Annotated in this window: 15 protein-coding genes; 13 read left to right on the forward strand and 2 right to left on the reverse strand. The window is 45.9% G+C overall.

Annotated elements, in window-relative coordinates:
* The first annotated feature begins 26 nt into the window (after positions 1 to 26).
* From ACIGG7_RS03185 to ACIGG7_RS03210, 6 genes are all read left to right on the forward strand, one after another.
* Complete coding sequence (locus tag ACIGG7_RS03185; RefSeq protein ID WP_397548784.1) at positions 27 to 896, forward strand: hypothetical protein; 870 nt, start codon at positions 27 to 29, stop codon at positions 894 to 896.
* A 173-nt stretch (positions 897 to 1069) separates the two neighbouring features.
* Positions 1070 to 1771 (forward strand): response regulator transcription factor, encoded by a 702-nt coding sequence (locus ACIGG7_RS03190; protein ID WP_224942532.1) that lies wholly within the window; start codon positions 1070 to 1072, stop codon positions 1769 to 1771.
* Positions 1761 to 3164, forward strand: a complete 1404-nt coding sequence (locus tag ACIGG7_RS03195) for a sensor histidine kinase (RefSeq protein WP_397548785.1) — start codon at positions 1761 to 1763, stop codon at positions 3162 to 3164. Before ACIGG7_RS03190 ends, ACIGG7_RS03195 begins: the two co-directional genes overlap by 11 nt.
* Positions 3165 to 3312: 148 nt before the next feature.
* A complete protein-coding gene (locus ACIGG7_RS03200) occupies positions 3313 to 4425 on the forward strand; it encodes an NAD(P)/FAD-dependent oxidoreductase (RefSeq protein WP_397548786.1) in 1113 nt (370 codons plus the stop codon).
* Positions 4426 to 4439: 14 nt separating this feature from the next.
* Positions 4440 to 5315, forward strand: coding sequence for a sigma-70 family RNA polymerase sigma factor (locus tag ACIGG7_RS03205; RefSeq protein ID WP_397548787.1), 876 nt, complete (start codon positions 4440 to 4442; stop codon positions 5313 to 5315).
* Positions 5316 to 5640: 325 nt separating this feature from the next.
* Positions 5641 to 6981, forward strand: coding sequence for an ATP-binding protein (locus ACIGG7_RS03210; protein ID WP_397549086.1), 1341 nt, complete (start codon positions 5641 to 5643; stop codon positions 6979 to 6981).
* 91 nt (positions 6982 to 7072) lie between these two features.
* On the opposite strand, the gene ACIGG7_RS03215 is transcribed toward ACIGG7_RS03210, so the two are convergent.
* Entirely contained in the window at positions 7073 to 8218 is a 1146-nt protein-coding gene (locus tag ACIGG7_RS03215) for an acyltransferase family protein (RefSeq protein ID WP_397548788.1), read from the reverse strand.
* A 149-nt stretch (positions 8219 to 8367) separates the two neighbouring features.
* On the opposite strand from ACIGG7_RS03215, the gene ACIGG7_RS03220 reads away from it, so the two are divergent.
* The 4 genes from ACIGG7_RS03220 to ACIGG7_RS03235 all read left to right on the forward strand — a co-directional run bounded on the left by ACIGG7_RS03220 (position 8368) and on the right by ACIGG7_RS03235 (position 9656).
* Complete coding sequence (locus tag ACIGG7_RS03220) at positions 8368 to 8760, forward strand: VOC family protein (RefSeq protein WP_397548789.1); 393 nt, start codon at positions 8368 to 8370, stop codon at positions 8758 to 8760.
* A gap of 102 nt (positions 8761 to 8862) precedes the next feature.
* On the forward strand, positions 8863 to 9075 hold the full coding sequence (locus ACIGG7_RS03225; protein ID WP_397548790.1) for a hypothetical protein: 213 nt from the start codon (positions 8863 to 8865) through the stop codon (positions 9073 to 9075).
* Positions 9076 to 9104: 29 nt separating this feature from the next.
* Positions 9105 to 9227 (forward strand): hypothetical protein, encoded by a 123-nt coding sequence (locus tag ACIGG7_RS03230; RefSeq protein ID WP_263628194.1) that lies wholly within the window; start codon positions 9105 to 9107, stop codon positions 9225 to 9227.
* 264 nt (positions 9228 to 9491) lie between these two features.
* Positions 9492 to 9656, forward strand: a complete 165-nt coding sequence (locus tag ACIGG7_RS03235) for a hypothetical protein (protein ID WP_224942552.1) — start codon at positions 9492 to 9494, stop codon at positions 9654 to 9656.
* 14 nt (positions 9657 to 9670) lie between these two features.
* Here ACIGG7_RS03235 and ACIGG7_RS03240 read toward each other — a convergent pair whose 3' ends face one another.
* Positions 9671 to 10870 (reverse strand): YhgE/Pip domain-containing protein, encoded by a 1200-nt coding sequence (locus ACIGG7_RS03240; protein WP_397549087.1) that lies wholly within the window; start codon positions 10868 to 10870, stop codon positions 9671 to 9673.
* Positions 10871 to 11248: 378 nt separating this feature from the next.
* On the opposite strand from ACIGG7_RS03240, the gene ACIGG7_RS03245 reads away from it, so the two are divergent.
* From ACIGG7_RS03245 to ACIGG7_RS03255, 3 genes are read left to right on the forward strand one after another with little or no spacing between them, the layout of a single operon-like run.
* Positions 11249 to 12106: an ABC transporter permease subunit gene (locus tag ACIGG7_RS03245; RefSeq protein ID WP_397548791.1), complete on the forward strand. Its 858-nt coding sequence runs from the start codon at positions 11249 to 11251 to the stop codon at positions 12104 to 12106.
* On the forward strand, positions 12103 to 13125 hold the full coding sequence (locus ACIGG7_RS03250) for an ABC transporter permease (protein WP_397548792.1): 1023 nt from the start codon (positions 12103 to 12105) through the stop codon (positions 13123 to 13125). Before ACIGG7_RS03245 ends, ACIGG7_RS03250 begins: the two co-directional genes overlap by 4 nt.
* A 33-nt stretch (positions 13126 to 13158) precedes the next feature.
* The gene (locus ACIGG7_RS03255) at positions 13159 to 14085 is read left to right on the forward strand and encodes an alpha/beta hydrolase family protein (protein ID WP_397548793.1); all 927 of its coding nucleotides are present in this window, start codon (positions 13159 to 13161) and stop codon (positions 14083 to 14085) included.
* Positions 14086 to 14113: the final 28 nt, after the last annotated feature.

The following is a 14113-nucleotide window of genomic DNA, read 5'->3' on the forward strand; positions in this document are numbered from 1 at the left end:
TGCAACATAATAAAGGAGGAAAATACATGAATAAGAAAAGAAAACTAACGTATGTTTTAACTGGTGCTTTGGCAGTCGGAATTCTGGGGTCCCTTCCAGCATTCGCCGCTGATGAGGATACTGCAGGGAAGACGAATGACTCGGCGGTTGTAGGCAACCATGAGTTTGGAAGACATGGCGGTGGACCAGGAAAGTTTCATCTGAATGAAGAGCAGTTGAAGACGAAAGCGGAAGAGCTTGGGATCGACAGCGCTGATATGGATACTCGGGAACTGGCCAAAGCGATCATGGATGCTGAACTTGAGAAAAAAGCAAAAGAATTAGGGATCGACACCGAGGGAAAAGATCATCGTGCCGTAATGGATGAGATCCGTCAGGCGGAACTGAACAATAAGGCGAAGGAACTGGGGATTTCCACTGACGGAAAAGACCAGGAAGAGCTGGCTCAAGAAGTGAGGGAAACCGTACTGAAGCAAAAGGCGAAAGAGCTTGGGGTTGAAACCGACGGCAAGGATCTTGAAGCCCTTGCGGATGAGGTGAGGGAAGCAGCTCTCATGAAACAGGCAAAGGATCTTGGAATTGAAACGGAAGGCAAAGATGAACACGATTTGCGCCATGAAGTGATGGATGCGTCCATCCTGAAAGCAGCGAAAGAACTGGGCGTCGAAACCGATGGCAAGACGTCTAGAGAACTGATGGAAGAAATTATGACCGAACATGCCGATGAAGCGAAGAATCTAGACTTCTTCCCATTTAATAAGGATAAGGAAGAGGGCTTCTTTTTCCACAAAGGTGGCAAAGGCCATCATGGTCCGGGACACGGAAAAGGACCACATGAAGATGAAGCGGAACAAAGTGACCAGACTTCAGAAGAATCTGCAAACACAACGTTATAAGTCAGGGAATCCCCGCCGGGTGAGCGGGGGTTTTTCCATTGTGTGTAAATACATAGAACGTAAGGGGAAAAACGTCTATACTTTAAAGAGAAAGGGAGCCATGGGGACAGGTACCATGGCGCAGGAACCAAGGTACCTGTCCCCATGGTTTGCCACGGAAGGGAGCGATGTTCATGAATGTATTGGTAGTGGAAGATAATCAAAGTGTCACCAGCATGCTGGAGATGTTTTTTACGAAAGAAGATATAAAGGGTGAGTTTGTCCACGACGGGGCAGAAGGGTACCGTCGTTATCAGGAAGGGGATTGGGATCTTGTCATCCTGGACTGGATGCTCCCTGGGATGGACGGCGTGACGATTTGCAGAAAGATTAGGGAAGAGGGCTCACAAGTTCCTGTGATCATGCTGACGGCGAAGGACAGTGAGTCCGATCAGGTGCTTGGACTTGAACTCGGTGCCGACGATTATGTAACCAAGCCTTTCTCGCCCCTTGCCCTGATGGCAAGGATCCGGGCCGTCACCCGCCGTTATCAAGGGGAGAAAACGAATTCGGGAACTCCAGAACAAGGATCTTCTGATTTCCGCATCAGCAAGGAAACCCGTGAAGTCTTCCTGAAAGGCGCACCCCTTACGAATTTGACGCCGAAAGAGTTTGAACTGCTTTATTTTCTATCCCAGCATCCGCGTCAAGTGTTCTCAAGGGAGCAGCTTCTCGAGAGGGTATGGGGATATGATTTCTACGGGGACGAACGGACGGTGGATGTCCATATCAAGCGGCTTCGGAATAAGATCGGCAGCAAGGACCAGCCGTATCTTCATACGGTGTGGGGCGTAGGCTATAAGTTCGATGAGACGGCGGCCGGAGATGAAGTTTAGATATCTGTATCAGCTGCTTCTTAGTCATACGAGCGTCCTGATCATCGCCTTCATGATCCTCGGTCTTCTGTTTTCGCAATATGTTGAAAACCTTGTGTATGAAAATAAGGTGACGGAACTGAGGACGTATGGAGAGAAGATTTTATCAGACCTTGAACGGCCAAGCCCGAGAAGGCCCCTGTACCTGGAAGAGTACAGTAACCTTCTGCACGCCCGGAATATCGATGTGATCACCTTCAATCGTCAGGGGGAAGTATCCTTCTCAAGAGGAGGGGTGTATCCGCGGATTCAGCTCTCCAAGGAAGAATGGGAGAAGATTGAAAGCGGGGAAACCGTCCCGTTGAAAAAAGATTTCGGGCGCTTTAACCAAGCTGTATCCCTTGTGATCATGCCCCGGATCGTCAATGATCAGCTGACAGGCGGACTGATACTGATTTCCCCGATAAGCGGGACGAGGGAAATGCTGAGTGAGATCAATCACTATCTGCTGTATATCGTTCTGTTGGCATTGGCGATTTCCGTTCTGCTGAGCCTTTTCTTATCGAAGCTTCACGTAAAAAGGATTCAGCGGATAAGAGAGGCGACGTCACGGGTATCATCAGGGGATTACGATGTACACGTCCCAAGCTCCAACTTCGATGAAATCGGTGACCTCGCCGAAGACTTTAATGAAATGGTGACAAAGCTGCAGGCATCCAAGGAGGAAATCGACAATCTTGAAAGCAGGAGGCGACAGTTCATGGCGGATGTGTCCCACGAACTGAGAACACCGCTGACCACGATCCGCGGTGTCATCGAGGGCATTCGGAACGACATGATCCCTGAAGAACAGAAAGAGAAAAGCTTCGGTCTCGTCAGCGAGGAAACGAAGCGTCTTATCCGTCTCGTGAACGAAAACCTGGATTATGAAAAAATCCGTTCCAATCAGGTGGTCCTCTCGAAAGTGACCCTGCCGCTCCTCGATGTCTTCGAAGTCATCAAGGAACAACTTGATTTCCAGGCTGAAGAAAAAGGAAATGAAATCAGAATCCTTGCAGATCCGGATGCGATGATCCACGCCGACTACGACCGTCTTATCCAAATCCTGATCAACATCACGAAGAACAGCATCCAGTTCACCACCGAAGGTATGATCACCCTCAGCGGTTCCTCTGATGGAAACGAAACGGTAATTGAAATTGAAGACACTGGAATCGGCATGGACCCGGATGAAATCAAGTCGATCTGGCGCAGATTCTATAAAGCCGACCTGTCCCGGACAAACAACCCGTACGGCGAATTCGGCATCGGCCTCTCCATCGTGAAGCAATTGGTGCTCATGCATGAAGGAACGATTGACGTGTTTAGTCAGAAGGGAGAAGGCACGAAGTTTGTGATTCGGCTGCCGATGTGAGGCCATGGGGACAGGTCCCTTGGCCAAACTTGTTGAGAAGAAACCGGGCCAGGGTACCTGTTCCCCTGGTCTTTTTTATCTTTTTTTTCCGTTTGGTCACATTTTGTATCCCTGAATCGTTCTATTAGTAGATATGGAGGGATGTAAGATGAAACATATTGTGATTGTAGGCGGAGGATATGCGGGTATTAATACGCTGGAGCATTTAAAGAAGCGGTTTGGAAATAGACTGGGTCAGGACATACGGATGACGCTCATTGATAAGCAGCCATACCATTTAAGGAAAGTCCTTTTATTCAGACGCATTTCAGATAAGGATTTCAATCTGCATATACCCCTTACTTCTTATATAGGAGAAGGTATTTCGTTTGTGCAGGGAGAAGTAGAAGAAATCAAAGAGAGGGAACAGGCGATTGTCGTAACACGCGATGGAATGAAAAGGGAAAATATCTCATATGATCAACTTGTATTAGCGATGGGGAGTTCATCTCGCCATCAGGAGGATCAAGGCGGGATTGCCCTTGAAACGAGCAAGGCTGCCGATTTGATCAGGCTCAGAATTGAAGAGGGGATCAAGTCCGGAAAATCGATTCACATAGCCATTGTGGGGGCCGGTATTTCTGGGATTGAAACAGCTGCGGAAATCGGAGGCTGGCTTAAGGATGCTAAGGTTACGTTGGTGAACGCAGATCGTCGATTGTTGAGCTCAGCTCCTAAGAAGGTATCGGCGCACATGGAAGAAGAACTCACAAAGGTGGGTGTGAATGTGATCCATGGAGTCAAGGTTAATCAGTATGATGATCAGGCAAAAACGCTCTATTATTCAGATGGAACAACAGAAACGGTTGATGTGTGTATCTGGACGACCGGTTTGAAATCCAATGTATTATCTGCGAGCCGAGAAAAGGGCAGGATCATGGTGGATGAGTCTTACCATGTGAAGGGAATGAAAAATGTTTACTCGATTGGGGACTGTGCACTCGTTACAGATGTGAAGACAGGCAGAATAGACCATATGACGTGCAAAGAAGCTGTTTATCAATCGGGCAAATTAAGCAGGATCATGGTGAAGGATATGACTGGAAGTGGGAAGAGACTCACCCACAAGAGTATTCCGGTTGAATTTTACTGTGTAAGCCTCGGGCAAAACAAAGCGTTAGTGTGGATGAAAAAAGGGAAGTACAGCATGGTGCTCCGAAACAGGCTGGCTCTCTTTATTCGAAAATCCACGTGGGATTCAGCCAGTTTGGTAAAAAAATAGATAGGGAGATTAACATGAGTGAGATAGAAGCCATCTATGAAGAGAACAAGCATCTGCTAACCCATATTGCCTATCACATGCTCGGTGACATCAACGATGCGCGTGATGCGGTTCACGATGTATTTACCCGAAATCTAGGTCTGGACACTTTTGACAGGGTGGAAAACATCCAGGCTTTTCTTTGCAAAAGCGTGACCAATCGATGCCTTGATGTCTTAAAGTCAGGCACCCGAAAACGGGAAGTATGTGTAGGGACATGGCTGCCGGAACCTCTTTCTGTAAACGATGATCCTTTGGATGTGTTGATCACGAAACGTACGTTGTCCTATTCGTTCATGTTCCTCTTGGAACGCCTTTCACCAGTCGAAAGGGCGGTCTACATCTTACGTTCGGCATTCGAATATCCCTATGAACAGATTGCGGAAATCCTTCATAAATCCAATCCGGCTGTAAGGAAGATCTATAGCAGGGCGAGGCAGAAAGTACAGGAAGGATCAATGCGGGAAGAAGAAACAGAAGTGGAAAATGACCTGAGCGAAGCTTTTATCAAAGCATTGGAAACAGGTGAGACGTCTCTCTTCCTAAAGTTACTGTCAGAAGACGTCACGTACTATGCTGAAGGCGGAGGGGAACTACCCATCGCACGCAAACCACTTCCTTATAAAGCTTTTGCCCAATTATTCTCCTATCTTTCTAAACAAGTTCAACATAGTAGTTACAAGGACCTCAAAATGGTAAGCGTAAAAATCAATACCGGTTATGGGGTGTTACTAAAACGCAACGAAGAGCCACTGGCCATCGTGTGTTTCAGAAGCGAAAACGGAAAGATCATGGATATCTATAACCAGACCAACCCTATGAAACTAAAAATCAAGGGAACAGCCCTTTGAGCGTGTGGGGTTGTTCTTTTTTTTTGTGGGAAGCCATGGGGACAGGTACCTTGGCACAGACTTTTGTATTTGGAGCCGGGGTGCCTGTCCCCCTGGTTCGAAATTTTCCCAAGTTATACGTATTGACAATCTCCCCTCCTTACACTTTGAGGTGGTAACTTTGCTACAAGAACTTTATCATGTAGGTATTTCAGGGTGGTTTTTCCTGCTTTATCCACAATAATCGACATTTTTAAAATTGAAAGATGGGACTTTTTAATGATGATTCACAATTTTGCAAATTCGGTTATAATAAGGAGTGTGGAATGATGTTTAAATTTTGAAAATGGAAAGTGGGGATGCCAAGCCGATGAATCATTATGAGTTACTGACCGGTTTACTGATTAATCTCCTTGTCATTTTGATTGTTATTTTGCTGTTGAATTTTCATTTTCTATCCAGGAATAAAGTACATAAAGTTCATATGAAACCTCTTTCGCTTTACTTGATCAGTTCGTTTCTTATGATTCTTAGTCTAGGGCTGTCCGTTCAGTTGGAGGATGGATTCCTGTATGATTTGCGGTTCATCCCTTTTCTCTTAGGAGGAATTTATGGAGGTACACGGGTCTTACCTTGGCTTGCCGCCACAATGATTGCCATCCGTGTTCCGATGTTAGGCGAGGGATTGGCGATTACGGCGATCATTGCGATTGTATTCACCATGGTCATTCTATATTTGCGCCCGAAGTTGATGACAAAAGCATTGAGGGTGAGGGTGTATTCGTATACGGCAGTGTCGTTCGTTTATTCCATTCTTTCCTTATGGATACCTGCAATGATCTTTGATTTCGGTAAGCCGAGTTCATTCGCGATCTATTCAGCCGTTCTGACAGGGTCCACGTTCTTTGTGTATTACTTATGTGAAATCATCCGGACCATTCACATCCTTCAATTGAAATCGATCAAATATGAGAAAATGCAAGTGGTCAGTCACCTTGCGGCCAGCATGAGTCATGAAGTGCGGAATCCGCTGACTACGGTGAAGGGTTTCCTGCAGCTGATCAATGAAGATCCATCCAATATTACCAATAATAAAGTACTTTCTGAGGTCGCCGTCAGTGAAATCGACCGGGCGACTGAAGTCATCAACCAATACTTGAATTTCGCCAGACCGCATCCAGAGCTTGAGGAGGAAATCGCGATTCGGGATGAGATTAATCGGTCGAAGGAGATCATCATGCCCCTTGCCGTCAAAAAGGGCATCATTTTGAAAGCGAACATCCTGCATCACCATTCCATCATGGGAGACCCTAATAAGCTGCAGCAGATTCTCATCAATGTCATGAAAAATGGCTTAGAGGCGATGGAATCAGGCGGGACTCTACGAATCTTCAGCTATCTTGAAGAACGAAAAGTGATCATCGTCATCAACGACACAGGAATCGGCATGACGAAAGAGCAGCTCATGCGCCTCGGGGAACCGTACTTCTCCATGAAAGGCAAGAACGGAACAGGCCTCGGCATGATGACCGTCTTCCAGCTCGTCGAAGGCATGAAAGGCACCATCAAAGTCCTAAGCAAACCCGGCAAAGGCACTTCCGTCATCATGTCCTTTCCCACCTACCAAAAAGAACAAAAAGAACATACACCCAAACAAACAACAGAGGTCCGCTCCTCACTGCATTAAGTGAGGGACGGACCTTCTTTTGCAGCCCAAACCAAGGGGGAAACCCCTTGGTTTGGGGCTTTAGGTTGTGCTTTGGGAGGTCCGTCCCTACCTAAGTAAGCATATCCGGATGAACAGGCGGAGTTTGAGGGATGGACCTTTTCTTCCCTCTGATTCCGAATAGGATCCGCAGGAAGGAGACCCGGCGGATGAGTACGTGGTAAGTGAAGGCAATGATGAAGAATGATCCGCTTACAAGGATGACCACTTTTACCGGAATCGGCCAGCTGAGGTCCCTGATAAGGAATCCTATGGTCACGATGACGGGCTGGTGCAGGATGTAAAACGGCAGGGAAGCTTCACTGCAATACCTAAGCACCATATTGGTAAAGGATAAATAGCGGTTTGCCAAAGTGTAAAACGTCAGGATCAAATGGAAGCTGCCGATCACCATGAAGCAGGTAAATAGTAATGCACTGAGCGACTTCTCTGATGGAAGTCCTGTCATGAACCATATTGTATAGATGACGACAGAGACGACCCCTAGCGAAAGATGATATCGAAAGGTCTTATGCAATAGGGGGAGGAGTGAATGGTTGCTGAACACATAAAACCCTGCGAGAAAGAATAATAGATATACAAGCAAATCCCAACCACCGAGATGAATCGTCTCAATGAATGTCGACACGAGAATGATGACTACCTGTAGGGACAGGAGGTGTAAAACAGTAACTCTTTTTAATGAATCCGTTTTGACAAAGGCGTGCGCAGTCAAAAGAGAGAAAACAATGAGTGCAAGCAAATACCATAGATGCAATCCGAAGAATGCAAAGTTCCCCTTTCCGCCGATTTCCAAATATAGACCCTCAAACGCGTGGGGGATGAAATCGAGAAATGAGCCTGTGAATTGATGATTGTATATCCTCTCAATGTAAACCTGAGGTGGGGACAGGATAAACACACCGAATAAAAGGGGAATCCCGAGACGGATGAACCGTTCTTTCAGATAGGTATCCAGGCTCCTCTTTTGTAGCGAATAATGTGAGCTGATCCCTGAGATGACAAAGAAGACCGGCATGATCCAGCTTCCTATCAAAAGGGAAAAAGCCAGGATTACGGGCGAGTCGATGTCATTGTTTTTGACATGCCAGTCAAATGGATTGAAAAACATAGAGCAATGATACAGGAACACACAGACTGTGGCGATTACCTTGATCCAATCCAGGTCGTCTCTTCTTTTATTGTGATGGTTGTTCATGAGCTCTCTCCTCTGATTAAATGATTCTAAAGTACTCTATGTTATTCGGCGGTATGGGCATTATTTCCTTTAAGGTTCAACGAGATTGTTAGCTCAATAGCTTTTTCTTCTGTACAATAAAACAATACAAAAGAAAGAGGTGACCCCAATTGATTACATACAAAAGTCTCCACCATGTAAGCCTGAACGTGACCGATCTTGAGAAAGCGAAAGAATTCTACGGAAAGACCCTTTGCCTGAAGGAAATCGAAAGGCCGGATTTCGGTTTCCCCGGAGCATGGTACGAAATAGAAGGGCAGCAGCTTCATCTGATCTTGGACCCAACCTCTCAGACGATCCGACAGGACAAGCATTTATCAAGCCGTGAAGGTCACTTTGCCCTTAGAGTAGAGAGCTACCATGATACGCTTCGGTGGCTAAAGGAGAATGATGTGGAAACCTTGGAGAAACCCTATTCGAAAAGCGGATTCGCCCAGATTTTCTGTGCCGATCCGGATGGGAATCTGATTGAACTGAATGTAGACCAGAACGATTTTTCATAACGTTTGAAACCGGCAGCGGCGTCTGCCGGTTTGTTTATTGAAACTTTTTACCATCTTTTACGTATGAATAAGTAAGGAACACTATGAAAGGAATGGATTGTAATGGATGGAATATTCCTGATCATCATCCTAATGGCAATCGGATGTGCCATCGTCGGGACAATCTTTTTAGCCAATAAAGCTCTGTTTCAATACATGCACAATCGGAAGGGGATGGACCAGCAGTCGGTCACGATCACTTGTCCCCATTGCGGTGCGAAGAATAAAAGGCAGATGAATGGTCAGCATTGTCGGAAGTGTTATGTGGCGTTTTAGATTCTGAAGCTTGATAGGGGGAGGTAGCATTGAAAATAATGATTGCGCTCGCTGTCCCTGTACTTACCATCATCTCCTTGGTCGCTATCGGGTTTTGGTCGAAGTACAGCGAGGATTTGGAAAATGAATTGAAACGGAATGAAAAACACTAATCATCTCCATTCATCTACACTTGAGTAGATTCGTTAAAAAGAAAGGGATGGCCATTATTGTAGAAACCGTATTTGGAATCGTAATCGTTCTCTTTATTTTAGGACTAAGTTTATTCATCGCATACTGGGGTCTAACCTCTTTATTAAAAACGTCAAAAAGAAATAAGCAACTATCATGGAGAAGAGAAATCGATTCTTTAAAACAGAGAGTCGAGTTTCTAGAGAAAGAACGAACCGGGAGATAGAAGAAAGGAGAGGTCACACATGGTTTTCCTATTCATATTAGTGCCCGTCATCCTCGTCTCAGGCATCGCCATTTATTTAGAAAGAAAATCAGGCATGACGCCTCCAGATTTAACTGAGCACGCTACGAAAATCGGTGAAGCGTATAAGATTAGCGATATCAATAAATACTCCAGTGGTTCATAAAAAATGGTCAGAGGCTATACGCCCTGACCATTTTCTATTACTGATGTTGTATTGCCGGACGTTTGAGGTTTGAACGCAGTCGCAAGAATGACCAGCATTCCCCCAACCCCGATCCAAACAAGCGTCGATACTGAAGAGCTCCATGATAAGTCCTCTCCGAAGTAGAAGAGTTCACGTAATCCTTGCACCATGAATTTCATTGGCAGCCAGGAATAGAACCAGTCCCGGTAAAACGAAGACATCATTTCAGGAGCCATGGCGAGAAGCGGAGCCCCGAAGAATAGCATGAGTACAAAGAGCGGCATGCCCTTAATCCCGATCAGTGATAGGATCGCAGAAATCATAAGATAGAAACTGAACGATGTCAGACTTAGGAATAAGGCGGTATCACTCACATCCGGGATATGGAATCCAATCAATCCGTCCGCTAGCCAGGTCAGGCCGAATCCTACAATCAGGGCCACAACCGCTCCGATCAGGATTTGGACGAATTTAGCGGTAAGCTTTTCTTTACGGCCGGCGACCGGTAATTTGCTGACAGCGAGATAGATGATCGCGGCACTTGCCATGCTTGCCATCCAAAGTGGCTGGAATAAGGAAACAGGTGCATTCCCGTTTGCACTGTTCGTTCCGATTTCATTGACGTTCGTCACCGATTTAGTAATGGGGGTGATCATACTTGAAACTTGTGTCGGAGTCAGAGTCGCACCTTGCTTCTCGAATCCATCCAGGATCTGTTCGCGGACCACGTTGTTCATATTGTCCACGACGCCATTCAAGATCTGACCTGCAGCAGTGGAGGCCATCGTGTTCATCCCTTGATTGATGAAGATCTTCACTTCAGCAGAAGTCGGATCCGGTGTGCGCAGGGAAGCCTGCTTCGCGCTGAAATCCTTCGGAATGACAAGGGCAGCATAGTATTCCTGATTGTCTAATCCTTTTTGCACGGCTTCAGTACTTTTCACGTTCACCCACTTAACGGCAGGGTCTTCATCCGTTGTCGTATTGGACATCGTTTGAATCTTTTCAACGAGGGTTTCCCCCATATTCATCTTCGGTTGATCCGGTACTTGAACACCTTCATCTTCATTCACAATTGCAATCGGTAGATTTTTCGGCTGAGGCTGAACCGAGGGGAACAGCGTCAGGGAAAAAATAAAGATGATGGCCAGTGCAATGAGAGGGGATGCAAGTACCAGTTTGTTTTTAAAAATGCTCAATGTATGAACCTCCTATTGATAAAAGTGAGTAATCACTCACAACTAATATTACTCCGTTTTGAAAGAAAGTCAATAAAAAAGTGAGTAATCACTTACTTATCGAAATTTCCCAATAAGGAAGCGAAATGATTGATGAATCTCGTCATTTTGTAAACATTTCATTGAAAGAGTCACTGGTTCATGGTTTTCCATTTATGACCTGATTTGAATACTGTATGAATCCCTTTTCGGATATATGAGAAGATGATTCTGAATTCGAAAATAAAAGCTGGAACCCTGCTATATAAGCCATTCTGACACAGATATGATCAATTGACAGAATTTTCAATTCTAGTATACTGGTAATTATTAGAAAGATAAAAGGGGTACATAATGAAAAAATCCAGTCTGGAAGCTGTTCTTATCATACTAGGAATCATCCTCGTCAGTGCAACATCCGGCCTCTTCAAGCATCAGGCGTTTTCCCTCGTGAGCTATGGTCAGGAGTTCCTCACGTTATGCAAAGAGTTGGTAGAACCTCATAAGCTTGTCTATTCAAACCCTGTCTCGGGTGTCGAACGTCCACTATTTCCGATCCTATTAAAAGCGTTCATGAGCAGTGCGCGAATCTTTTTCCTGGCGCTGGGTATGGCCCTCGTGAGTTCGATCCTCCTGATGATCCTCTATTTTTCAGTGGGGAAAAGGATCCGGAAAGGAATCGAAGGAGTCTCGTTTTATCTCGCATCGCTGCCTGATATTTTTATCATTGGGATCCTGCAGATGCTCGTCATCTGGTTCTTTAAACAAACCGGCATTCTCGTCATCGATATCGCCTCACTCGGGGAAAATCAGGTCATCCTGTTCCCGGCAATCACGCTCTCGATCCTCCCGACATTCTTTTTCCTCGGATCGATGGTGTCTTTTTTGCAGGAAGAAGAGGGACTCCCTTATGTGGAATTGGCGAAGGGGAAGGGTCTCGGCAAATTCAGGATCATGTTCATCCATATGATGCGGAACGTGCTGGTCAGTTTAACGTATCACGGAAAACAGATCGTCTGGATGATGCTGTCGAATCTATTGATCCTGGAGTATTTATTCAATGTATTCGGGGTCACATCGTTCTTGTTTTCCTATAACACACCGGCCATCTTTGCCATCACCTCGATCATGCTATTTGTGCCGTTGTACTTCCTATTAAAAATCATGCAGCTTGTGATTTCCAAAAAAATAGGCAGGGAGATGAGTCTATGAAAACCTGGAATCGACATCATATCACCATTGCCTTCTGCTTCCTATTCATTGTCGTGCTGGTCGGGTGGAGCCTGATCTTTAATGTGACGGACGGGGAAATCCCGAATACGTTCGTTCAGTATGACGATGAGGGCAGGATCATCGGGGATGCGCCGTTCCCGCCTTCAGCGGATTTTCCATTTGGGACGGACCGGGAAGGGGACGACCTGTTTTACAAAGTGTTGGAAGGGGCGCAGTATACGATTGGCGCTGCCATCCTCATCTCCCTCTTGAGCTTCATGCTTTCCTTTGTCATCGGAGTAGCGGGAGGATTTACAACATCTCGTGTGAAAAAGTGGACGCAGTCGATCTTTACGTCCTTCTATTTCATCCCGCAATCGATCATTGCCTACAATATTCTTTATCCCTTGCTGTGGGAAACTCCACAGGGATTTGAAACGAGTTTTACAGAACGCGTCGTTTGGCAGTCGATCACCCTGGCTTTGATCACGGCACCGACCACAGCGATTCTATTATCCAATGAAACCCGGGAGATTCTGAATAAAGAGTTCGTGACCAGCGCACGGGTCCTTGGCGGGAGCCGGTTCTTCCTGTTCCGGAAGCATGTCCTGCCTCATTTGAAGCTGCGACTTTTCATCATTTTTCCGAAGATTACGATCCAGGTACTCCTCATCATCGCACACCTCGGATTCTTCGACTTGTTCTTCGGAGGCACTGATGTTTGCTACGGCCCGGCATGTGATCCTCCACAACCTTTCGTCCAGGAGTGGGCAAGCATCATGTCCATGAGCTTTGTGGAATTGACCAACGCCTGGTGGATCTTTATCATTCCGATGAGCTTCTTTGCCTTGACGATCCTTGCCCTGACGGGAATCGCGAGGGGACTTGAAGGATTGTTGGAGGAGGATGAGGTGAAAGCGGGAGCAGGTAGGGCTGAATCTTCTTCGATGATAGGTGAAGGGGCGTTGGCTGAGAGTGATTTTGTTTTGGTGGAGCAGAGTGTGGATAGGGGAGTTTGATTGAGCTGATATATGTATCTAAAGGGGGATAATATGAAATTCACAAAATCTCTATTTCTATTCATCTTGTGTCTGCTTTTGGCCTCTTGTTCTGGTGAGAAGGAGAAAGCGGCCAAACATGATGTATTATCATTTGATCCGATACAAGTGGACGGTCTGGATTCCTCTTTGCTTTCATATAAAATGACCTATTTCAGCGAAGGGGAACAAGCCGTTGCTTACGTGACGTTACCGAAAAAAGCAGGTGCCTATCATGTGAATCTTTCATTACACGGCGGTTTTCCAGCGTCAAAAGATCTGTCCCATGTACAGGATATGATGGGGTTGACTTTTGATGAAAATATGCTTCTCTATACCTCAACCCCCGGCATGATCAATCTCGTGCCCCTATACAGAGGATACGGAGAAAGCGATGGGACTGTTCCCGGATTGAAGGGAGCCACTCTTGACACAAGTCATGCCATCGATGCTTTAACCGCCTATCTTGAAAAAAATGAGACAAGAAAGAGCACCGGAAAAGTGTTTGTATCCGGAACATCGCTTGGAGGTGGAGTCGGACTGAAGCTTGCCACCATGCGGGACGATATTGCAGATGTTGTGGCCGTAAGTCCCTATGTCGGACTGGATGTGGTCTATCCGTGGCTGTTGGACAATCGCGATAAAGACATCGGTTTTCTGGATATGTTTCAGGAAGCATATGGTGACTATGATCAACACTCGGAGGAAACAAAAGAAGAGTCCATCCAGGTTGAAAAAATAGATGTACCGGTCCTGATGGTACAAGGAGATGCCGATACGCATATTGATTCGCATACCGTCGAGATTTTCTATGATCGTCTGAAAAAAGAAAATGAACATACGACATATAAACTCATTCCTGATGGGGATCATGGTCTCATGAATAAGCAGCAGGAGTTGAATGCCACCATTACCACATGGTTTCATGAGCAGTTTCAGTAATAGGGGTTTGTGATAAGCAGACTCCTTT

This window comes from Rossellomorea sp. NPDC077527 (assembly GCF_044542955.1).
Lineage (GTDB): Bacteria > Bacillota > Bacilli > Bacillales > Bacillaceae_B > Rossellomorea > Rossellomorea aquimaris_E.